Origin of the sequence: Mammaliicoccus sp. Q-M61 (genome assembly GCF_022386055.1) — a bacterium.
In the GTDB taxonomy this organism is placed as follows: domain Bacteria; phylum Bacillota; class Bacilli; order Staphylococcales; family Staphylococcaceae; genus Mammaliicoccus; species Mammaliicoccus sciuri_A.
Map to the genome: position 1 here is coordinate 12,437 of NZ_JAJNJL010000014.1, position 23,730 is coordinate 36,166.

Genomic DNA, 23,730 nt, shown 5'->3' on the forward strand with positions numbered 1-23,730 from the left:
GCCAAGAGATAGTCCAAGTCGTGGCTTAATGTGTGAGTAAAGCCAAGAGATAGCCAAAGTCGTGGCTTAATGTGTGAGTAAAGCCAAGAGATAGCCAAAGTCGTGGCTTAATGCCTGAATAAAGCCAAGAGATAGTACAAGTTATGGCTTAAGTACTGAATAAAGCCAAGAGATCGCTAAAGTTATGGCTTAAGTAGTGAATAAAGCCAAGAGATGAGCAAAGTCGTGGCTTAAGTAGTGAATAAAGCCAAGAGATCGCCAAAGTCATGGCTTAAGTAGTGAATAAAGCCAAGAGATAGTCCAAGTCGTGGCTTAAGTAGTGAATAAAGCCAAGAGATAGCCAAAGTCGTGGCTTAATGTGTGAGTAAAGCCAAGAGATCGCCAAAGTCGTGGCTTAAGTGTTGAATAAAGCCAAGAGATCGCTAAAGTCGTGGCTTAATGTGTGAATAAAGCCAAGAGATAGTCCAAGTCGTGGCTTAAGTGCAGAGTAAAGCCACAACTCCAACCAATTTCACATTCTCCATCAAAAAAAGAGCTAGGACACGTATCCTAGCTCTTTTCATATTTATTTCATTTCTTTAAATGCTTTTAAGAATATTTCTCTTTGTTTTTCTAATGAAATTGGGTCGTTATATTGTGTTTCTGATACATCGAATTTAACGACGTGATCATTTTTCTTAGCTTCTGTATTTGCCCAAACATTTGTATCTTCGAATGGTGCTTTTTGATCTCCGTTTGCTGCGATTACAACAAAGTCACCTAAATATTTATCGAATTCTTCTGGTGTTATTGAGATAGCATTTGTTTTTTCTGTTGCTTTCTTAAGGTCTTCTGGTTGTTTTAATCCCCAACCGCTATATAAGATTTCAGTACCTCGACCTAATTCATCACTGAATGCCATTAGTCCCTTTGGTGTTTGTTGTAAGACTGTCGCTGTTTTTCCTTTAATAAGTGGATCTAATTCTTCTCTATCATTTTTAAGCTTTTTATCCCACTCTTTAATCCATTCTTTGGCTTTATCTTCTTCGCCGACTAATTCTGCTAATTTAGTTGTATTATCTTTATATGTAGAAGTCATTGCATCAAAAGTAACGGTAGGTGCAATTTTTTTAAGTTTATTAAGGTTTTTGTCTTGTGCACTTGTAATAATTAAGTCTGGCTTAGATTTTGCAACTTGTTCAACATTTGTTTGATCGATTTTCTTAGCATCTTTCGTAACATCTTTAAGTACTTTATTTTGATTAATAAATTCTGGTACCGCTACTGGAGTATGATCAAATTTAACTAATGCGCCGACATATGTAGGATGTAATACTGCAATTCGTTTAGGATTTTTTGGTACGTCAACTTTCTTACCATTATCCATCGTAAATGATTTTGTATCAGAGTTTGAATCTTTCTTACTACTTGAGTCTTTATTGTCATTGTTGTTCCCGCATGCTGCAACAAATAAAATTAACGTTAATACTAAAATTAAAACCTTTTTCATTAAAAAGCCTCCCCAATTCATTGATATTGATAATCTTTCTCAATTGTATCAAAATATAGTGATATTACAATAGGTTTTGCGAAATTTAAAGAGTGTAATTATTTGAATATCATATTTTTACCATGTATATTGAACGTAGTAAATTCAATTGGAAAGGAGTGAAGGCGTAATGGAATGGCTCATAGGGTTGTTAGGTGAAGAGATATTAATTAATTATGTTGCATTTAGCATACATTATTTCATTCCTGTGTTATTAACGCTCTTGTTTGTTTACTTGCAAATGCAGGCAAACATCAAGCTCCACAAAGATTGGATTGTAAGGTTTTCAACTGAAGTAGAGGATCAATACATTTTCGAATGGATAGTCCCTATTTTAAGGTGGAGAACACGTTGCTTATCCAAAACCGTCGATGAAGAAGACGCTAGTCCAATATATTAACGCATAATTAATATATTGGAGGAGAAATTTTGAAAAAATTATATACAGTTTTAGCATTTTTAGTAGTATCGATATTACTAAGTGGATGTGCACCACAAGAAGGTGGTGTATTTTATACTTCATTAGTAGAACCATTCATTTATTTGATTAAATTCTTTGCATCATTCTTTAATAATAGTTACGGAATTGGCATTATCATCGTTACTATATGTGTAAGACTAATTGTTATGCCGTTTATGTTGCGTTCTTTTAAAGGACAGAAGAAAATGCAATTTAAAATGAAGAAAATAAAACCACAAATGGATGAAATTAATGAGAAGATGAAATCAGCTAAAGATGAACAAGAACGTGCACAATATAGCCAAGAAATGATGGCTTTATATAAAGAACATGGTATAAATCCTTTAGGTATGGGATGTTTACCAATGATTATACAGATGCCGATACTAATGGCGTTGTACTTTGCAATATCTCATAATGATGCACTTGCAAGTCATAGTTTCGCTTGGTTTAACCTAGGTACACCAAATATATTTATGGCACTGATTGCCGGAGTACTCTATTTATTACAAGCATATTTATCAACAAAATATTTACCAGAAGAATCAAATGGACAAATGAAATACATCATGTATATTAGTCCAATTATGATATTTATTGTGAGTATGAGCACACCAGCAGCACTGCCATTATATTGGAGTGCAAGTGCGATTGTACTTATCGTTCAACAATATATATCTAATAAGTACTTTAATTATCACGAAGACGAACTTCAAACAAGTTCATAAATAATAAAAGATGCTCGATATGCCGCTAAAGTCTATGACTTTAGTGGCATTTTTTAATGACTTTTTAGACAGGGTTAAAAGAATAATCAATTTTTATAAAATGTTTGTATATTGAATTAAAGGTGACTATTTTTATAGAAATACTATATTTTATTATTAGTAAATAAACTTTTAGATAAAGCTAACTAATTTCTATAATATAAATATTTTTCAAACAATTTTGTTTAGAAAATATTTTTATTTTCGATAAATAATGGTATAATAACCAAAAATATACAAAAATTAGGAGGTTAATATGAGGAAAGTTTCAATTATAATTATGTTTTTATTACTTTTTACACAAATTTTTAGTTTTAACAATCAAGTTCAAGCAAAGGACTTAACGAACCATGTTATTAAAGACATCAATGTTACTAAACAAGATGGTTCTAATGGTGAATTTTCACATAGAGAAAGAACTAAAATATCCGTAACCTTTGCCGGAAATGGTACTAAAATTTCACCAAACGATACTTTATCAGTTTTGCTCCCGAAGGAATTATTAGGATTTAATTCAGCAATTTCTTTGAAAAATTCTGAGGGTACAGAACTTGGTACATGTCAGGTATCTAATAATTCTGTTAATTGTACTTTTAATGACAATGTAGAAAAATTAGATAATATTAGAGGAGAATTCTTCTTTGAAGCAGAAATAAATAAATCAGAAGAAGGATCACATAAAGTTGACTTAGATTTTGGAAATACAAATATCACTAAAGTGATAACTGTAAATAATGGGTCTTCTGCAGGAGGAAAATCGGAAGAGATATTTCATAAAACCGGACAGATACTCCCAGATGACGTAAATAATATACAATGGGCAATAAGATTCAATAACAAGCAAGATTATTTTAGAGGAAATGATCCAGCTTTAATATCTGATAATATTGGAAGCGGTATGGAATTAAATAAAGATAGCTTGCAATTATCGGTAAAACAAGTAAATGAAGCACAACCAAGATTTTATACAGTTGAAGAATTTGAAAATGCTGGATTAGGAAATGTTGATGTTACCAATAAAACGATAAATATTAGGTTCAACACACCTAGTTACAATGAATTAATTGTCTATTATTCAACAAAGATCACTGATAATTCATTGAAATCATTTGAAAATCAATCATCAGTTACATATATAGATAAAAATGAAAAACAAATAATAGAGCATTCTAATGCTGTTGTTCAGAATATTAACTCTGGCGGTAAGGCAGAAGGAGATTTAGCAAAATATAGTGGTAAAGTAGTGATTTCTAAAGTTGGAAATGATGAAAAAGGAAATTCAAAACCACTTGAAGGTGCAGAATTTGAATTAGTTAATTTAGATGGAGAAGTAGTTGGTAAAGGAACGACTGATTCAAATGGGACGTTAGTTTTTGAAAATATTAAAGGTGGAACACACACGCTTAAAGAGACTAAAATTCCAGATGGATATAAAATTAATGAAGCTGATTTTCCTAGTAAGGTTGTATTAGATTTTGAAAAAGATAAAGAAATTAATTTGACTGTTGTGAACATTAAAGATCCAGAACCAGATAACCCAACACCGGACAATCCGGATCCAGATAAACCAGAACCAGACAAGCCGGATCCAGACAAGCCAGAACCAGACAAGCCAGATCCAGATAAACCAGAACCAGACAACCCAGATCCAGATAACCCAACACCGGACAATCCGAAACCGGATGAACCAAAACCAGATAACCCAACACCGGACAATCCGAAACCGGATGAGCCAAAACCAGATAACCCAACACCGGATGAGCCAAAACCAGATAAACCGAAACCAGATAATCCAACACCGGACAATCCAAAACCAGATAATCCAACACCGGATAATCCGAAACCAGATAATCCGACACCGGATGAACCAAAACCAGATAATCCGAAACCGGATGAGCCAAAACCAGATAATCCGAAACCGGATGAGCCAAAACCAGATAATCCAAAACCAGACAATCCAAAACCAGACAATCCGAAACCGGACAATCCAAAACCAGATAACCCAACACCGGATAATCCAAAATCAGATAACCCAAAACCGGATAATCCAAATCCAGACAAACCAGAGCCAGATAATCCAACACCAGATAACCCAACACATGAAAAACCAACACCAGAAGCTCAAAATAAAGAAGAAGCAAAATCAGGTAAATCAAGTGAAGAAAATGTAAATAAAGATCAAGCTAAAAATAATACTGAAAAAGATGGAAATATGACAGTAACATCTGACAAAACACAACAAAAACAAAAAAATGATAAAGATGGAATATTGCCTAATACAGGTGAAGTCATACAAAATCATCCAATAATAACAACAGCAAGCATACTATTATTATTAGCAATTGGATCTGTATTACTATTCTTTAGAAAAAAACAAAAATAAGGTAAATGTTGGCCTTAATTGCAAATAAAGACTAACGACTATACAAAAAAGACGCTCAATTTTTGAGCGTCTTTTTATGAATAAAAACATAAAAAAATAACCTTCTATTCGCTTTAGCATGCATATAGAAGGTTATTAAAATTATGTACAGCTACCGTCACTTAAACGGGCTTATAATTCTATTATAAATAAATTATTAGTATTTGTATAGATATAACTTCACTAAAATTTTATGTGTTTTTTATAGAATTAGAAAAACATATAATGGTATAATGATGTCACAAGCAAGTTGGGTAGATGGTGGCTAATCCAATCTAAGGAGGTTGATGCCTATGAAGGTATTTAAACAATCTTTAGAAAGGAGGATAGCCTTTGTTTTCTATTGAAATTGCAATGCAACTCAAAATAAGCATGAGTATATTAGTACTAATGTTTATTGAAGTAGTCATTGTAATTAATAAAAGACAAAAAAAATAACCATCACAACTTTAGCTAGTTAATGGTTATTTTAAAATAATTATACAGCTACCGTCACTTAAACGGGCTTGTTGAGGTAACGTGTACCAGCACGTTACCTTTATTTGATTATAGAATATCATGAAAAAATACAATTTGTCTAGTGACTTAAACACCTGAAGCTCAATTCTCGAGCTTCTTTTTCTTTCTTCTCTTAATGAAATCATATGTAATCAAGATAACAACAATCACCATCATAGGATATATTCTGTAATCGGGAGAAACGAATAATCTTATTAAGATGAATGCGATAATTAATGAGCTAAATAGTATTAAATATTCTTTAGTAAAGATATTGTATTTTTCTTTTTTATATATATCACTTGCTAAAACTAGTGGCATAACTAGTGAAATTCCGATTATTGAACCAATTAATGACGCTAAATCCACTTTGTTGAAGATAATAAGTTGGGTTAATAAAAGAATTGAAATCATATACAATCCATACGTCACACTATAAAACAATTTCTCCTTCATTCTTCTCAGCTCCTTAATTTAAATGGATTTTGAAGTTTACACCTTTTGTAGAGGGCATAATTTTAAAGGTTCCGTTATGAAATGTGATGCAATCCATGATGATTGTTGAACCGATACCGTGTCCTTCTTTGTTGTCTTTTGTTGTGTAATTTGAATGAAGCATGTGTTTCTCTGTCGTCTTGCTTATGCCAACACCGTCATCTTTGTAGTTAATTTCTAAACCTTCATTTATATTCTTAATGTTGATTTCGATGTTTGGGTTACACTTATTATGATCGATACTATTATCTATAAGGTTCATCATCATACGTTCAAAATATAGTTTATTGCCATAAAATTTTTGTTCTGTTAATTCATTGATAATTTCAAGTTTGTCATATTGTAAGGTTCTTCTCAGCTGCTTTAATGTCTCAGTAATATCGAATGATTCTTTATGAATGGTCATTTGATCTGTTTCGTATCTGAAGTTATTGTTTAAACTATCAATCAGCTCAGTCATATATGCAGCTTTATCTGAAATTAAAATCGCATATTTCTTAGTATCAATTTCTTCTGATGATAAGAGCTTGGCGTAACCATAAATAGATGTTAAAGGTGATTTTAAATCATGAGATAGTTGATTAAGCCATTTCTCACGGTAGTAATTAATTTGATTTTGATAGATTTTATCTTCAGTCAGTTGTAAGTTTAAACTTTCTACAGAATCATTAAGTTCTTTAAATAATTTTTTGCTTCTTTTGTTGTAGTGTTTAGAGCTTGGCTTAAACAATTTACCTTTAGAAAGATTTTCTATCCAATCTGTATAGAAGAATAATGGCTTAGAAAGTCTTTTAGAAATGATAAATGCAAAAATAATCACTAAAATCATGTTGAGTAAAAGTAACAATAGGTATGTTAATGCTAAAAATTTAAATGTCTTATTTTCAATGTCATTAAACTCATCTGTATATTGAACTTTATGATATGCGGGATTATCTATAAATGTTAATTGATTATCCTTTTCGACATGATAATATTTATTATAATTATTGATATACAAGCTACTTATCAATTTCTTTGTATCAATATTTTCTGTTGATTGAATAGCATGTCTATGTGATTTTGGATAAATTAATATGACGCTATAGTCATCACTGCGAAAAGGAATGGCTTGTGTATTATATAAGTTTTCAACAATTTTATTTTTCAAATTCATTTGTTTTTTAGGATAAAGGACATTGGCATTTTTATCGATAATATACAACTGAACATGATTGTCTTTTAATTTTTGTTTTAAATCATCATTTAATTTATAGCCGTTTTCTTCATTTGATATTGAAAAATCCATATAAAAATCATCAACTTCATCTAAATCTGAATAAGCAATTTTTATAACATTGGTAAAGAAAAGCCATATGCCGATAACACCTATAATAAAAGTAATCGTAAGAAAAATAAAAATGTATTTCGTAAATTTCCATGTGAATCTTTTATTCATTTCATTAACCTCTATATATGTAACCTTTGCCTCGAACTGTCTGTATAAGTTGAGGATTATTCGGGTCATCTTCTATTTTTTTGCGTAGTGTACGTATGTGAACCATTAATGTATTGTCATCCACACTGACTGAATAACCCCATACACGTTCGTATAGTTGACTCTTTGTTAAAACTTGGTTTTTATTTTTAATGAAATAAGCGAGAAGGTCATATTCTCTTGATGTTAGATTAGCCTTCTTGTTATTTGTGATGACATCAGTTGTATCGAGATTGACTTTCAAATTCTTATTATGATGCGTATTGATATTTTTGATATGTACGGAAACGCGATAAGCAAGTTCAATAGGATCAAATGGTTTCTTAACATAATCTACGGCACCATTTTCAAATCCTTTATAAACATCTAAATCAGAATCTTTCGCTGTAACGATAATAAGTTTAGTATCTTCATGTTTAATATATTTCACGAGTTCATAGCCGTTTTCTGATTTTAAGTTTAAATCAAGCAACACGACATCAAAGCGATGGGCTTTTAATTTTGCTTCAGCTTCTGGTTTGTCGCTTGCTAAATATATGTCACCTAATTGTTTATTAGATAAGGATATTTTTATCAATGTTTGTATATCTAAATCATCTTCTACTATTAATATTTTGGCAGTCATTTTTACACCTCTATATTATTGTATATTTTCATTTTATATGTATCTACACGTATATGTAAAATTAAGTCAGATTTAAGGTTTATATAAGTCACATTTTATTTTAACTTGTTAATATAATATGTGAGGTGAATAGAATGAACAGAATAGAAGTTGCCGATGCACTAAGAGGATTTAGCTTATTTGGCATATTTATGGCCAATTTATTAATTTTTCAATTTGGTTTAACAGGCCAATTATACATAGAACAGTATCATTTAAGTGGTTTGAATCAAACAATTTATCATATTATCAAGATTATATTTGAAGGTAGCTTTATGCCCATATTTGCGATTTTATTTGGTTTTTCTTTAGATAAGCTCTATCAATCTATGAAAAGTAAACAAGTTAAACGTCCGAGAATTAAACTGTTAAGAAGAGCCATTTTCTTATTAATATTAGGTAGTTTACATGCTTATTTTATATGGGAAGGAGATATATTATTTGGTTATGCACTATCGATGTTAATCGTGATTCCGTTCATTTCATTGAATCGTAAATTTTTTAAATGGGTTACGATTATTGGATTTGGGTTGATATTAGCAATGTCGGTTGGCTCTTTATTTGATACCACAGCTCCTATTTTAGAAACGAGTGATAAAGCTTCGTATGTGCATGAAGTTAAAACATTATTTAGTGAAGGTAGTTATTGGGATATTCGTGAAGCAGATGACACGATACAAGATCCGAAATTCATGCAATTAAAAGCAATGCTTGGCGATAATATAGGATGGTTATTTGTAATGATTCTGTTTATAGAAGTTCCGTATTTTACTTTAGGTATATGTTTATCTAAATATAAATGGTTTGAAAAACGTATTAAAGATCAACACATTTCAAAATGGTTTATATATACAACACCAGTATGGATATTAGGAAAGTCCTCTTATTTATGGTTATCGAATGAAAATGCAGCAGAGAGCATTGCCATGATATTTGGTTTATTGTTGGCCATCAGCTATATTTGTTTATTTAAATATTTATATCAAACGTATCAACAGAACGTAATATTTAGAGGGTTTGAAAGTCTCGGTAAAATGTCGTTATCGATGTATATTTTACAAAGTATTATCGGAACACTCATTCTATATGGCTATGGATTAGGATTATTCGGTAAAGATATACTCATAGTGACATCGTTTAGTTTTATATTAATTTATGTATTACAAATGCTTTTTGCAACATGGTATCAAAAGCATTGGCGATATGGTCCGTTAGAATATATACTTCGTATGTTTACACATTGGAAAATTAAAGTAGGGAAGAGGAGATGAAATAATAATGATTGAAATAGTTAAGAAAGTCGCACGCATATTATTTGTCGTATTTTCAGGGCTATTAGTCGCAAGATATGTCATTCAGCAGCTTAATCAATTTACTGATTTGCAATTAAGTTGGTTCTATTTAGAACGTGTGCCATATAGTTTCATCATCATTGTTATTTTATATTTCATCTGCATTGTCGTTTATAGTTCATTGCGCACATATGAACAAAGAGATTAGTTTTAATATATTAAGAAAGGGAGCCGGACGTGTTGTCCAGCTCCCATTTTTGATTTCTATTCTTTCGGCTTAATAGATTTAACATTTTTAAATCCACTTTTCATACTTGCAAGATGTTCCATAAAATCGTGCCACTCTGTACCAGCTTCTTCAAACGTTTGCTGTAATAATTCATTTTGTGCTTGGTTCAATTTATGAACTAATGCACTACCTTCTTCAGTAGGGTATAAATGTTTCACACGTCTATCATTGTCAGAGTCTACATATCTAATTAATTTTTTTTCTTTTAATTTTTTTAAAGAGGCGTGAGAAGCTTGTTTAGATATTTCGAGTGTATCTAATAAATCTTTAATTGTTATACCTGGCATTTGATCTATAAAAAATAAAAATCTGTGATGTTGTCTATTCATGCCATGGTTTTTAATAATATCGTCAGCTGTATTGATAAATGTTTTGTATGCGAAATAAAAAAGCATATGATCATAATTGTTTTTATTATCCATCGTGTCGACTCCTTTTCAACTATTATAAAGGATAGTTGTTAAAAATTCATTTTTAGGTCAATGAGGTTGACTTAATTTTAAAGTAGGTATATACTAAGAATTGTTAAAGGGATTATTAAACATTTGATATTTAATCAAAGGTTTATTTTTTACATTAATAGGTCAACTATATTGACTTAAATTGATTCATAAAAATAGAAAAGGAGAATCGGATATGAAAAAACGTGTTGGGGAATATTTAATGGATTCATTAAGTACAGTAGGGGTAGAAAAAGTATTTGGTGTTCCTGGAGATTTTAATTTAGCATTTTTAGACGATATTGTAAGCAGAGAAGATATGGAATGGGTAGGCAATACAAATGAATTAAATGCAAGTTATGCTGCTGATGGATATGCAAGAATGAATGGTATCAGCGCAATGGTCACTACATTTGGCGTTGGTGAACTAAGTGCAGTTAATGGTATTGCAGGATCTTATGCAGAACGCGTGCCAGTGATAGCTATTACAGGTGCACCAACAACAGTTGTTGAAGAAGCGGGTAAATATGTACACCATTCATTAGGTGAAGGTAAGTTTGATAGTTATAGAAAAATGTTTAAAGAAATCACAACTGCTCAAGGTTATATAACAGTAGAAAATGCTCAGACTGAAATTCCAAGATTAATTAATGCAGCATTAGCTGAAAAAAGACCTGTTCATATACATTTACCAATCGATGTAGCACAAGCAGAAATTGAAGTTGAAGAAGACTTTAAACCAGCAGAAATGATTAATCAAGATGTTTCACATTACATTGAAATGGTACAACAAAAATTAAAAACAGCACAGCAACCAGTTATCATTACAGGACATGAAATTAATAGCTTTAAATTACATGATGAATTAGAACGCTTTGTTGAACAAACACAAATTCCAGTTGCACAACTTTCTTTAGGTAAAGGTGCATTTAATGAAGAAAGTCGTTATTATATGGGGATTTATGACGGTAGTATTGCAGAAGAAGAGATTAGAAATTATGTAGATAACAGTGATGCTATTTTAAATATTGGCGCTAAATTAACAGATTCAGCAACTGCAGGTTATTCTTATGGATTTGATATTGATGATGTCGTGATGATCAATCACTTAGATTTCAAATTAAATGATACAACTTCATCAGAATATACATTACCAAGTTTAATGAACGGATTACTTGATATTGAATATAAAAATGAAGCACATTTCCCAGAAAATAATCGTCCTGAAAAAGGTGATTACACAGTTGATAATGCGCCGCTTACACAAGAAACTTACTTTAAAATGATGCAAGATTTTATCGGATTAGATGATATCATCTTAGCAGAACAAGGTACTTCATTCTTCGGTGCGTATGACCTTAACTTATATAAAGACAATACATTTATTGGACAACCATTATGGGGATCAATCGGTTATACATTACCAGCAACAATCGGTACACAAATGTCTAATTTATATAGAAGAAATATATTATTAATCGGTGATGGTTCATTACAATTAACAGCACAAGATATTTCAACAATGATTAGAAACGACCTTAAACCTGTTATTTTTGTTATTAATAATGATGGATACACAGTTGAAAGAAAAATCCACGGCGAACACCAAGTATATAATGATATTCAAATGTGGGACTACAAAATGTTACCAGCCGTATTTGGCGGTAAAGATACAGTAGCCGTTCACGACGTAGAAACATCTGCCGATTTAGAAAATGTATTCTTAAAAATTAACAACGAACCAAATCAAATGCATTTCATAGAAGTTAAAATGGGCGTATCAGACGCACCAGAAAAACTAGACGCAATCGGACAAGCATTCTCAAAACAAAATAGTTAATACAAAAAGTCAGGGACATAATGTAACGTCTCTGACTCTTTTAGTATCTTGGCAGTAGATGACTGAATTGAAAATGCGCTTGTAGCAAGCTTTTTTCAACTCTAGTCATCCTTGCCGGGGCGGGACTACGAAATCTTTTTATCTAAATTAGATTTCTGTCCACGCTCCCATTTTTTTATGTGAAGAGGATGGAGAAGGCAGTATAAACGAGAAGTAGTGCCATTATGAGATTAAATGCTAATTCATGTTGATTAATAAACTTTTTAAAGATTGAACCAAAGACACTCCAACTGAACGAGGATAGAAATCCGATGAGTGCTAAATATGTAATTAAGATGATTTGGATAGAGAAGTGTTCAAAGTTTGGCGTTATAAATGCAGCTACAACACTTAACGCATAAATCACACCTTTAGGATTTACGAACTGTAACAACATACCAAATTTAATATTATTGTATCTGTTACTAAATGATTGAGCATCCGTACCTTTACTCGTTCCAATTTTGTATGCTAAATAAAGTAAATAAATTGCCCCGAAAATCTTCATATATAATTGTATTTTAGGGAAAAGGTGATAGAGAGCAGAACTAAAGAAATTAGATACGAGTAGTAATAAAAAGAAGCCAAGCGCAACACCAATACAGAATCTTACTGTACCTCTCAGACCAGTTTGTTTAGAATAATATAAAGACATAATGTTATTAGGTCCAGGCGTGAAGCTAGAAACAATCGCATAAATCGTCATAGATAATAAAGTCATATAAAACGCCCCTTCAAATTAAACTATTGAGAGTATTGTATCGATAGAAGAAGTGATTGTAAATGGTTGGTGGTGGGGGAGAGATAATGTATAAATCTTATAAAAAGAAGGTGGAAGTATGAAACAACGTATTATGGTTATTGGATGTCCGGGCTCAGGTAAATCAACATTATCAAATAAATTACATAATAACTTAGGAATTCCTTTATATCATTTAGATGAAATAAAATGGCAAAATAGTAACCAAACAATAGATAGTGAGACTTTTGAAGAAATATTAAAATATATTACTCAATTAGATGAATGGATTATTGATGGTAATTATAACAGTACTTTGGAATTAAGAATGAAGAAAGCTGACATTGTGATCTGGTTAAATTATAGTAGAACAATTTGTATATTTAGAGTTTTTAAAAGGTTTATTCAAAGTTTTTATAGAAAATCTGAAGGGGGAAATCCTAAAAGAATGAGTTGGAGTTTTATCAAATTTGTTTGGAATTTTAAAGAAAATCATGATAAAAAATTACTTGATTTAAAAGATAAATATAGTAATCAAAATGAATGGGTAATATTAAAGTCTAAATATGACACTAAATTATTTTGTGATAAACTGCAGGAAAGTTAATGTTGTATAGGTTTATTAATTAAGTATAAGGAACTTTAACATTTTAGTTTATCTTTTCCTGCGCATTCTCTATAATAATTGTAAAGAATTATGGAGGTGCATCGATGAACAGTCAAACATACTTACTGGCTCTCAAAAATCGTATCATTCAAGATAAACTTGATGAAGATACGAGGAACTATATTAAAGGTCTGGAGGGTGAACTTTTCATTAAAGATATTCTTGATGAATATCCAGATCTTCATTATTTATATGATTTTCATATAAACTACAAAAATCGCGTTCAAATTGATTTCTTAATTATAACGGATGATGCTATATGTCACTTTGAGGTAAAGCATTATTCTGGAGATTATACGATTAAAGATGGTCAGCTTATGAACGAATTTGGAAACATGTTTTATACACCTTTTCAACAACTGCGACGAGCCAATCATGAATTGAATCATTTAATATCCCATTTGAATATCAACAAACCCTTACATTCCTATCTTATTTTTTCAAACCCCAAATTTACTTTAAAAGGTACAATGCCTAATCAATTCAATATCCTATTACCAACAGAATTACACAAACTCAAATATATGTTCAAAAATAATCATACTATAGAAAATGCTAATATCTTACATATGTTTCAACAAGAGCATAGTGACTTTTCACATCTTTATAACAACATTAAAAAAGTCCCAATAGCTAGTATAAAACCAGGGTTGAAATGCCCGAAATGTAAGAGATTGAATTCAGTTGAGATAGAAGAACGAAAGAAAAATCTGAAATGTAGATTATGCGATTTCAAAGACATACGACAAAATGTGTATTTGTTTAATTTATTAGAACTTAATTTGTGTAAAGGGGAGCCATTTACTTTATCAGAAGCCCAGAAATGGTGTGGGGTGGAGAATAGTTTAACTATTAGAAGGGTGCTTGATAAAAATTTTAGGTTTATAAATAAGAAGCCAAAGAAATATTATCTTGATAATAAATAAGTATCATCTTTAAGTTTTGAAGTGTATTTATCAAGACTGGCCAAACAAGATAAATAGGGACCTCGTATTTATCAAGACTGGCCAAACAAGATAAATAGGGACCTCGTATTTATCAAGACTGAGCAAACAAGATAAATAGGCGCGTTGTATTTATCAAGACTGGCCAAACAAGATAAATAGGGACCTCGTATTTATCAAGACTGGCCAAACAAGATAAATAGGCGTCTCGTATTTATCACGACTGAGCAAACAAGATAAATAGGCGTCTCGTATTTATCAAGACTGAGCAAACAAGATAAATAGGCGCCTTGTATTTATCAAGACTGACCAAACAAGATAAATAGGCGCCTTGTATTTATCAAGACTGAGCAAACAAGATAAATAGGCGCGTTGTATTTATCAAGACTAACCAAACAAGATAAATAGGCGCCTCGTATTTATCAAGACTGGTCAAACAAGATAAATAGGCAGCTCGTATTTATCAAGACTGAGCAAACAAGATAAATAGGGGCCTTGTATTTATCAAGACTGAGCAAACAAGATAAATAGGGGCCGTACTTTTATTATCACCCACCAATCCCCAACCAAAAAAACAGGGGCGCACTCGGCGCCCCTGTTCCTTCTTAAGATAATATTGATATATGGTTATGTTTATTTATGGGTGGAAGATTACTTTATCGTACTGTTTCTTTCTGTTTACTAAGTTATCAAATATTTCTGGTCCTTTTGATAAAGGAAGTACATCGGAGATAATGGGTTTTACATCAATTTCTCCTGTAGACATATAATGTAGTGTAGCTGCCCATTCTTCTCCTGGGAATGGAGCGGATAAACCGTTCCATGAACCTATAACATTAAGCTCATTTCTTAATATCTTTTCGAAATGTTGACGGTGAATCTCGATATCTGAATATGGAATACCTAATAGTAAGACTTCGCCACCTTTAGTTGGTAAGGTAAGTACTTGTCCTATCGTAAACGGTGATCCTGCTGATTCAACAGCAACATCAATTTTTTCAGGTATTGCATATATAGCCTCATCTAAGTCTGTTTCTTTAGAATTAATCGTATAATCCGCGCCGAGTTCCTTAGCGATTTCTAACTTATGGTCATCAATATCTATTGCGATTATTTTAGCTGCCCCGAATATTTTCGACCATTGAATGGCTAGTAATCCGATGCTACCACATCCCATGACTGCTACAGTTGCACCCGGCTTCATTCGTGTTCTGTAAAATCCATGTGCAACGACTGCAGAAGGTTCGACCATTGCTGCAGTATCTAAATCTACATTTTCTGGTACTTTAAGTACATTGCTTGCTGGGAGTTTCACATATTCTGCAAAACAACCAGGTTCATATGATCCAATCACATATAAATTTTCACAACGTGAGTATTCGCCTTTTTCACAGTAATGGCATTGATGGCATACGACAGCGGGGCATCCTGTTACAGCATCTCCGACATTTAACCCCGATACGTCGCTACCAACTTCCTCAATAATTCCTGAAAATTCATGTCCAAACGTCATACCTTGTTTGTAAGGTCCAAGCTTTTTGTAACGGGAGGTATCTGATCCACAGATACCTGTTGCTTTAACTTTAATAATGACATCATTCGGTGCATCTATCTTTGGTACAGCTGTTTCTTCAAATCTTAAATCTTCAATACCATATAAATTTAAGGCTTTCAAAAGTATTATCCTCCCCTCTATTTATATTATGAGGTTTGTTCTGAAGTCACTTTCTTCTTCTTGAAAAGTTTAGAACCGAAATAACTTAAGAAGACAGCACTATTACATACGAGTAAATTATCCATATAGAATTGCGTAATACCTCTCATTGGCCCAAGCATAAAATCTAACATGTGTTCAACCATAATCAACATTCTCCTTTTTTATCTTTAAAAAGATTATTTGTTTATTCAATAGGGCGAAGTAATACTTTAATACCTTCGCCGCCTTTAATGTGATTGTAACCTTCATCCCATTCAGTAATATCAAGCTCAGCAGTAACAAGTGCTTCTGCATTTACTTGTCCAGTACTCATGAGTTGTAATGATGGTTCCCAATCGGCAGGTTTCTGACTTCTACTACCAACAACTCTAATTTCTTTTTGAACGATTTTTTCTAAATCAAAAGGTATTTCTGGATCTTTAAAAATACCAACTTGAACATATAGACCTTTTTTGCGTAATAGATCAAGACCTTGCTTAGCAGCAGGTACAGCGCCTGAACATTCTAATACAACGTCTGCACCGTATCCGTCTGTAATGTTATTAACATATTCTTTTAAGTCTGTATGTTGAATATTCACAACATGATCTAAATTTAATTCTTCTGCTTTTGCTAAACGCGCTTTATCGTTATCTAAACCAGTTATAACGACTTTGCCACCTTGACTTTTAACGACTTGTGCAACGAGTAGGCCAATTGGACCTGGTCCCATAACAACAACAGTATCACCTTGATTAATTTCAATTTTAGATACTGCGTGATGTGCACAAGCAAGTGGTTCAGTCATAGAAGCGGCTTTATAAGAAACATTGTCAGGTAACTTGTGAACACTTGCTGCTCTCGCTACAAGATATTGTGTGAAGCCACCGTTTTGTTGCGTACCTAAACCTTTACGATGATTACATAAATTGTAGTCTCCGGATTGACAGTATTCACATTCACCACAAATATAATAAGTTGTTTCAGACGTTACACGATCACCAATTTCGAATCCTTCAACTTTATCACCAAGCTCAACGATTTCTCCAGAAAATTCATGGCCAAGTGTTACAGGGAAGTTTACATTGTAATGACCTTCATAAGTGTGGACATCTGTACCACAAATACCGGCATAATGAACTTTTATTTTTATCTCATTTTCATTTGGTTCTGGAATTTCTTTATCTAAAACTTCTAAATTACCAAAACCAGGTGCTGTTTTTACTAATGCTTTCATTTAAAGTCATCCCCTTAATGTTAGTTGAACAATGCAAAGAACTTGAAGATAATATAGTTTAAGATGTTACCACCTTGGTCAAGACTTGAGATTTGTGAAGATCCTGATGGCATTTTCACACTAGTACCGTCAGCCATGCTTGTGAAGATAGGTGCTACATCTGTTGCGATGTATAGTGAAATTGCAATCATAATTGTACCTACGATAACTGAATGTATGATATTACCGCGTGCTGCACCTACGATAAATGCGACGATAAATGGAATTGTTGCTAAGTCACCAAAAGGTAATACTTGGTTACCTGGTAAAATAACAGCTAATAATACAGTTACAGGTACTAAGATTAAAGCAGTTGAGATAACAGCTGGGTGACCTAATGCAACCGCAGCATCTAAACCGATATAAATTTCACGATCTCCAAAGCGTTTGTTTAACCAAGTACGAGCTGATTCTGATACAGGCATTAAACCTTCCATAAGAATCTTAACCATACGAGGCATTAAGACCATAACAGCAGCCATTGACATACCTAAGTTAATAACGTCACCAGCGTTGTAGCCAGCTAATAAACCGATTGCTAAACCAAGTACTAGACCAACAATTATAGATTCACCGAAAGCGCCAAAACGTTTTTGAATTGTATCTGGGTCAGCATTTAATTTGTTAATACCAGGCACTTTTTGAAGACCTTTAACAAGGAAGATACCAGGTACATAAGAAATCGTACTACCAGTTGCAATAGATACACCTGGTAAATCATAGAATTTACTCATCATTGGTGCAGTCCAGTCAGCTACTTTTAAGCAGACAATTTGGAATAATGCAGCTGCAACTAATGATTGCCAAATGCTTCCTGAAACGGCATAAACCATTGCACCACAGAATGTATAGTGCCAGAAGTTCCAAATATCAACGTTCATTGTTTTAGTTGTTTTAGTTAATAACATGATGACATTAATCACAATACCTAAAGGAATAATAAATGCAGCGATAACAGATGCCCATGCAATTGATGATGTAGCAGGCCAACCTACATCGATTACATTTAAACTTACGCCTAAATTTTTAACCATTGCTTGTGCTGCTGGTCCTAAATTGTTAACAAGTAAATCAATTACTAAGAAAATACCTACGAAGGCAACACCAATCGTTAAACCAGATCTAAATGCTGCGCCAACTTTCTGTCTGAAAAATAACCCTAATAAGAATATGACAATCGGTAAAATTACCGTTGCACCTAAATCAAGAAATGCTTGAATAAAATTTACAAAACCATTCATTCCCTACACCATCCTCTTTTTAGAAGAATGAGGATGAAATATGATTTATTCCAACCTCATGCTAGTTTTTAATTTTGAATTTGTTTAACTTTGTAAAGCGTCTAAAATTTCTTTCTTAGTATCTTCAACACCAATTCCAGTTAAGAAGTTACGTGCGTTAATAACTGGGAATTTGTATTCTTTTTGTGTCATTGCTGTTGTTACTAATAAATCAGCTGTATCAGCGTATGCACCAACTTCAGAGATTTTGATTTGTTTTAAATCTACTTTAATGTTGTGTTCTTTAGCCATTTCCTCAATTGCGTTGTTAACCACTGTTGACGTTGCGATTCCTGCTCCACATGCTACTAATACTTGTTTCATAATAATTTCCTCCTAATTTGAGTCGATGTGTACATCGAACTCTTCCTGTTAATTTTTTTATACTTCGCTTAATTCTTTATCTATTGCATCTACAATTGTTTGTTTATCTTGTGCATTGGCAATCAATTCAAGTAATTGATCGTTTTGGAAGATTCCCATCAGTTTTTGTAATAATGATAGTTGAGCATCTTCTTTATCCATTGCTAACATGAATATTAATTTCACATCTGTTGTTTCTTCAATTTCTCCCATAATGACAAATGGAACGGTTTCTTTTAGTACTGCAATACCTATTGATCTCGTCTGAACGTGTTGTATGTCGGTATGTGGGATTGCCACTGAGCAATATACAGTTGGTAAACCAGTTGCAAATGACTTTTCTCTTTCTATCACTGCGTCTTTGTAAGTGTCTTTAACATAATTATTTTGATACATAACATCTGACAACTTACTCAACGCTTCAACATTTGTCTTAGCTTCTAAATCTAGAATGACGTTAGAAGCATCGATCTTTAAATCTTGCATATTATGCAACCCCTTTGACTTAATCTATTTTTGAAAAGTGTTGAATGATTTTATATACATCAATTTTTGAATCTGTTTGAACAATTTGTTGTATAGCTTCATCGTCTTGAGACATATCTCTCAGTTGTAGTAGTGGCCTTAAATGTTTGAACTTATCCGTAGCAGCGATTGCTACGAAGATATGAACTTTTAATCCAGTACTCAACTCGAGTGGCTCTTTCAAAATCAACATACTCATTGCAGTTCTATGAACGACTTGATCACCATCAGCATGAGGGATTGCGATATTTTGGTTAATAACCATATACGTATCATCAAATGCTGCATGCATCTTATCTATATAAAGCGGGTCGACATATTTCATTCTTACTAACGGATTAGCGGTTAATTGAATGGCTTCTTTAATATCAGCTACGCGCTCTACAAAATTGATATGATTGGTTGGTAATAAATCTTGTAAGTTCAAAGTACTATTAATAGATAATGTTGATGCTTTAACTGATGAATATGCATACGTATCTTCAAATTGTGCTTTTACGATTTTGAAAAGCTCTGATTCATTATGAATTGTTGCATGTTCTCTAATAGCCGAAATCATTTTTTCGACTTGTATTTCTGTTTCCATCGTATTATTTAATTGACCGAATACATGTTGTCGTAGTTCATGTTTTTCTTGAGCAGTTAATATCGTTTTCGTGATATACAATTTTTTAGGTGTCATGATATGCATCGGTGAAAAGACGATATCAAAGTCTAATTCATACTGATTGAAATCACGTAATGATAATGCATCAAGGAATATAAATTCAGGGAATACACTACGCAACTCTTGTAACATGAGCTGAGAAATGGATGTACCTTGTGTACAAACAACGACTGCTTTTACTTTTTGTTCAATTTCTTCATCTTGCCTTCTTAAACTGCCACCAATCAGTATGGTTAAATAAGCAATTTCATTTTCGGGTAATGATTGCCCGAAGAACTTCTCTAAAGGTTTTGAAGATAATTTAACGAGATGAAAGAGTTCTTTATAATCTTCTTTTAAGGAATTTTCCAAACCTTCTACATCAGATAATTGATATCGAATTCTATAAAAAGCAGGTTCCATATGAAGCATTAATTGGTTTATCAAAGAATCTCGATCTTTAAATTTAATAAAAGTAATTTTTTCAAATTGAACAATCATGTCTATAAGTGCTTTTTTGAGTTCTGGGATATGTTGAACATCACTGACATCTGACCACTGAACACTCGTTGACAACAACTGTAAAGTAATGAATAACTTTTCTTGTCTCGGAATATTTGGGTAGTTCGATGTCAAAATTTCTGTTGCTTGATATTCTTTCGTATCCGATAAATCGTCATATCCTATAGAAAATGATGAAACAATTTTGTCATGCTTAATTCTTCGTAAAATTAAATAAAGTTTATATGGTAATGTTTGTGTACTTTGATCAATGAATTTCCTGTCTAAATATTGTTCGATTTTAGTGATTTGTTTATTGATTAATTCAATTTTTTCATCAATAATACTTAAACTTTTGACGATATCAGACTGAGCAATATGCATTGTAAAGACTTTATCGATGAGCCTCATAAGAAGCCTTCGAATTTCAAATTCACTACCAGCTAAGTAATAACCATTTGTACGACTATATTTCAGATTAACTTCGTATGGTTGTAAAAGTTCTTTCAATTTCTTAATATCATTTAGAATCGTATTTTTACTGACTTCTAAATCAATTGAGAAGTGATTTAATGAAAGACCTTCTTCTTCACTAAACAACATCAATAAAATGAGGTGTGCACGTTGGTATGCGGTATATACCTGCTCATTCTCTTGATAGGTGGATTCAATTGGAACATTAAGAAAATCTTTAATGGTTTCATCAACGATAAAATAACCTTGGCTAGTTCGTTCGATTTCCGGATAATCATGTTCTTTAAACCAGTCATTTAACTTTTGAATCCTGTACCCAAGTTGTCTGCGTGAAATGTTAAACATTGATTCTAAGTCTTTGCCTTTTACTTTTGGATTTTTAATCATTTCTGAAATGATATTAAAGTTTTCTTTTTGTATTTTGAATACCTCCTTTGTTGTTAGTCATAATTTAACACAGGTCATCAAAGAGTTGTACAAGCTTTAATCACAAATGTTATTAACTTTTGTGTACACCTTTGTGATTATACTGATATGACAACGTTTGTAAGACACAACGAATAATTTTAAATGCATGAATATTATTAAAATTGAATACATAGTAGATTTAACTTAAGTAAGAAAAGGGGTAAAAAGGGGATAAGAACATAAAAAAAGCAATCGCTCGATTAGCGATTGCTTTTAATTAATCATTATTCTTGAGTTTCATCTGGTAAGTTTTCTTTCATTTTTTTATTGATTTTCTTCGCGCGTTTGAAATAAATACCTTCAAAGTAACTTGTTGTACCTAATTTATAGAATACAAGTGCAACAACTGCAATGACGATGAAATCATATGGGTAGTGGATCCAATTAAGTCCGTTAAATTCTTTACTTCCGATAAATGATAAGAAAGCAAGAATGATAAGGTATGCGATGATCCAAATACTACCACCAATTTGTTTTTTAGTATTTGTCCAATTTGTCTTATATTCATAGAAGAAGTAAATTGGTAAACCTAAAATGATAATAAATATAACTTGTGCTGTTGTTGGCCACATAGCCCAATATATTGCGAGTGATGCAACAACGAATGAAAATGGCGCCATAAAGCCAAGCATTTTCGCACGGAATGGTCTATGCATATTCGGTGCCATTTTTCTTAATGAAATAACAGTTGTTGGACCAGTTAAATATGCAACAAGTGTTGCTGTAGAGATAACACTTGCTAATACTGCCCAGTCTCTAAATAAAGAAACCATAATCATACTGACGATAGCGTTAAATACAATTGCGACACGTGGAATGTTGTATTTTTCGTTCATAGAACCTAAGAATTTAGGAATATGACCGTTTTTCTCCATTGCACGTAATACACGACCAGTAATCGCTACGAATGAAACACCTGTACCAAATGGTGATACAACGGCTTCTAAATATAATAGAATAGCTAGCCAGTTTAATCCCAAAATGATGGCTAAGTTAGCAAATGGTGAGTCGAAATTAATACCGCTCCAACCACCACTTTCAGAAAGCATGTCTGCTGGCATAGATGTAATAAATGTACTTTGTAAAATAATATATAATGCAGCACTTAAAGAAAGTGAAATTAATATACCTTTATAAATATTCTTTTCAGGATTTTGAATTTCAGATCCCATGTTAATAATTGTTTGGAATGCGTTAAATGAGAATATAATACCAGACGCTGTTGTAGCAGCAAATATTGGTGCACTACCATACGGCATAAATTCTCCTATTGATGAACCATAGTTTCCTGTATCAAATCCAGAAATAATTAACATAATAATCGTTACAAGTGGCACACCTAATTTGAAGAATGATATTAAACTTGTAAATGATGTTAATAGTTTAACTGACCAATAATTTAATAATGAGAAAATAATAATGATAATAAATACTGCAAATAATCCAATATTACTAATTGAACCATCATGCATAAGTTGGCTAGTAGGTTTAGCCCAATCCCATGGCCAAGAGCTGATGTATTGAACAGCTGATACAGCCTCGATAGGGATAATCGTTACTAATGATACCCAGTTTGCCCATGATGCTATGAAACCAAGCAGTGAACCATGTGTATACTGCGCGTAGTTACTCATACCACCAGATTGTGGGAACATTGTTCCAATTTCAATATAGTTATAAGCTATAGATCCTATAACAATAAAGCCTATTACCCAAGATATAATTGCGGCAGGACCTGCAATTGATGATGCTTCCCATGCCCCAAATAACCATCCAGAACCGATTAAAGAACCAAGTCCTAATAGTACGAGTTGGGTCAGGTTAATTTTTTTGTTTTCGTTATGATTACTCATCCAATCTCCCATTCTAATTTTTAATCAATTTTTGTTTGTTTTTATTGTTAAAATTAAAGCACGGGACAATATTATACGCTTATAAAA

Annotated in this window: 22 protein-coding genes; 8 read left to right on the top strand and 14 right to left on the bottom strand. The window is 32.3% G+C overall.

What is annotated here, in order from left to right:
- Window positions 1-565 precede the first annotated feature (565 nt).
- Window positions 566-1,489, bottom strand: a complete 924-nt coding sequence (locus LQ677_RS13665; RefSeq protein ID WP_206166652.1) for an ABC transporter substrate-binding protein — start codon at window positions 1,487-1,489, stop codon at window positions 566-568.
- Window positions 1,490-1,658: 169 nt separating this feature from the next.
- Here LQ677_RS13665 and LQ677_RS13670 point away from each other — a divergent pair, with 169 nt between their 5' ends.
- The 3 genes from LQ677_RS13670 to LQ677_RS13680 all read left to right on the top strand — a co-directional run bounded on the left by LQ677_RS13670 (window position 1,659) and on the right by LQ677_RS13680 (window position 5,138).
- Window positions 1,659-1,928, top strand: coding sequence for a hypothetical protein (locus LQ677_RS13670; RefSeq protein WP_037590157.1), 270 nt, complete (start codon window positions 1,659-1,661; stop codon window positions 1,926-1,928).
- 29 nt (window positions 1,929-1,957) lie between these two features.
- Window positions 1,958-2,716 (top strand): membrane protein insertase YidC, encoded by a 759-nt coding sequence (gene yidC / locus LQ677_RS13675; protein ID WP_239749035.1) that lies wholly within the window; start codon window positions 1,958-1,960, stop codon window positions 2,714-2,716.
- A gap of 295 nt (window positions 2,717-3,011) precedes the next feature.
- Window positions 3,012-5,138, top strand: a complete 2,127-nt coding sequence (locus tag LQ677_RS13680) for a SpaA isopeptide-forming pilin-related protein (protein ID WP_239749037.1) — start codon at window positions 3,012-3,014, stop codon at window positions 5,136-5,138.
- Between the two features lie 639 nt (window positions 5,139-5,777).
- Here LQ677_RS13680 and LQ677_RS13685 read toward each other — a convergent pair.
- From LQ677_RS13685 to LQ677_RS13695, 3 genes are read right to left on the bottom strand one after another with little or no spacing between them, the layout of a single operon-like run.
- The gene (locus LQ677_RS13685) at window positions 5,778-6,131 is read right to left on the bottom strand and encodes a hypothetical protein (protein ID WP_191836416.1); all 354 of its coding nucleotides are present in this window, start codon (window positions 6,129-6,131) and stop codon (window positions 5,778-5,780) included.
- A gap of 13 nt (window positions 6,132-6,144) precedes the next feature.
- Window positions 6,145-7,608: a sensor histidine kinase gene (locus LQ677_RS13690; RefSeq protein WP_239749038.1), complete on the bottom strand. Its 1,464-nt coding sequence runs from the start codon at window positions 7,606-7,608 to the stop codon at window positions 6,145-6,147.
- A gap of 4 nt (window positions 7,609-7,612) precedes the next feature.
- Window positions 7,613-8,272, bottom strand: coding sequence for a response regulator transcription factor (locus LQ677_RS13695; protein WP_204173474.1), 660 nt, complete (start codon window positions 8,270-8,272; stop codon window positions 7,613-7,615).
- A 134-nt stretch (window positions 8,273-8,406) separates the two neighbouring features.
- Between LQ677_RS13695 and LQ677_RS13700 the strand changes: the two genes are divergently transcribed.
- Together LQ677_RS13700 and LQ677_RS13705 are read left to right on the top strand one after the other, a co-directional pair.
- A complete protein-coding gene (locus LQ677_RS13700; RefSeq protein ID WP_126476546.1) occupies window positions 8,407-9,582 on the top strand; it encodes a DUF418 domain-containing protein in 1,176 nt (391 codons plus the stop codon).
- 7 nt (window positions 9,583-9,589) lie between these two features.
- On the top strand, window positions 9,590-9,811 hold the full coding sequence (locus tag LQ677_RS13705) for a hypothetical protein (protein WP_037590487.1): 222 nt from the start codon (window positions 9,590-9,592) through the stop codon (window positions 9,809-9,811).
- Window positions 9,812-9,867: 56 nt separating this feature from the next.
- On the opposite strand, the gene LQ677_RS13710 is transcribed toward LQ677_RS13705, so the two are convergent.
- Window positions 9,868-10,314, bottom strand: a complete 447-nt coding sequence (locus LQ677_RS13710) for a MarR family winged helix-turn-helix transcriptional regulator (RefSeq protein WP_025906982.1) — start codon at window positions 10,312-10,314, stop codon at window positions 9,868-9,870.
- 214 nt (window positions 10,315-10,528) lie between these two features.
- Here LQ677_RS13710 and LQ677_RS13715 point away from each other — a divergent pair, with 214 nt between their 5' ends.
- A complete protein-coding gene (locus LQ677_RS13715) occupies window positions 10,529-12,172 on the top strand; it encodes an alpha-keto acid decarboxylase family protein (RefSeq protein ID WP_159315955.1) in 1,644 nt (547 codons plus the stop codon).
- 175 nt (window positions 12,173-12,347) lie between these two features.
- On the opposite strand, the gene LQ677_RS13720 is transcribed toward LQ677_RS13715, so the two are convergent.
- Window positions 12,348-12,932, bottom strand: coding sequence for a LysE family translocator (locus LQ677_RS13720; protein ID WP_204259048.1), 585 nt, complete (start codon window positions 12,930-12,932; stop codon window positions 12,348-12,350).
- Window positions 12,933-13,050: 118 nt separating this feature from the next.
- On the opposite strand from LQ677_RS13720, the gene LQ677_RS13725 reads away from it, so the two are divergent.
- Window positions 13,051-13,557, top strand: coding sequence for a P-loop NTPase family protein (locus LQ677_RS13725; protein WP_126476543.1), 507 nt, complete (start codon window positions 13,051-13,053; stop codon window positions 13,555-13,557).
- Window positions 13,558-13,661: 104 nt separating this feature from the next.
- Entirely contained in the window at window positions 13,662-14,543 is an 882-nt protein-coding gene (locus LQ677_RS13730) for a nuclease-related domain-containing protein (protein WP_239749039.1), read from the top strand.
- Between the two features lie 655 nt (window positions 14,544-15,198).
- On the opposite strand, the gene LQ677_RS13735 is transcribed toward LQ677_RS13730, so the two are convergent.
- From LQ677_RS13735 to LQ677_RS13770, 8 genes are all read right to left on the bottom strand, one after another.
- Window positions 15,199-16,236, bottom strand: a complete 1,038-nt coding sequence (locus tag LQ677_RS13735) for a galactitol-1-phosphate 5-dehydrogenase (protein WP_239749040.1) — start codon at window positions 16,234-16,236, stop codon at window positions 15,199-15,201.
- Between the two features lie 26 nt (window positions 16,237-16,262).
- Window positions 16,263-16,421 (bottom strand): hypothetical protein, encoded by a 159-nt coding sequence (locus LQ677_RS13740; protein WP_088592136.1) that lies wholly within the window; start codon window positions 16,419-16,421, stop codon window positions 16,263-16,265.
- 41 nt (window positions 16,422-16,462) lie between these two features.
- On the bottom strand, window positions 16,463-17,494 hold the full coding sequence (locus LQ677_RS13745; protein ID WP_239749041.1) for a zinc-binding dehydrogenase: 1,032 nt from the start codon (window positions 17,492-17,494) through the stop codon (window positions 16,463-16,465).
- 20 nt (window positions 17,495-17,514) lie between these two features.
- Window positions 17,515-18,774 carry a PTS galactitol transporter subunit IIC gene (locus LQ677_RS13750; RefSeq protein ID WP_239749042.1) on the bottom strand — a complete coding sequence of 420 codons (1,260 nt, stop codon included), beginning with the start codon at window positions 18,772-18,774 and terminating at the stop codon, window positions 17,515-17,517.
- A gap of 84 nt (window positions 18,775-18,858) precedes the next feature.
- A complete protein-coding gene (locus LQ677_RS13755) occupies window positions 18,859-19,137 on the bottom strand; it encodes a PTS sugar transporter subunit IIB (RefSeq protein WP_037590477.1) in 279 nt (92 codons plus the stop codon).
- A gap of 57 nt (window positions 19,138-19,194) precedes the next feature.
- Window positions 19,195-19,662 carry a PTS sugar transporter subunit IIA gene (locus LQ677_RS13760; RefSeq protein WP_037590476.1) on the bottom strand — a complete coding sequence of 156 codons (468 nt, stop codon included), beginning with the start codon at window positions 19,660-19,662 and terminating at the stop codon, window positions 19,195-19,197.
- 19 nt (window positions 19,663-19,681) lie between these two features.
- A complete protein-coding gene (locus tag LQ677_RS13765; RefSeq protein ID WP_239749043.1) occupies window positions 19,682-21,709 on the bottom strand; it encodes a BglG family transcription antiterminator in 2,028 nt (675 codons plus the stop codon).
- 305 nt (window positions 21,710-22,014) lie between these two features.
- Window positions 22,015-23,643 carry an APC family permease gene (locus LQ677_RS13770; RefSeq protein WP_204188179.1) on the bottom strand — a complete coding sequence of 543 codons (1,629 nt, stop codon included), beginning with the start codon at window positions 23,641-23,643 and terminating at the stop codon, window positions 22,015-22,017.
- Between the last annotated feature and the right edge of the window lie 87 nt (window positions 23,644-23,730).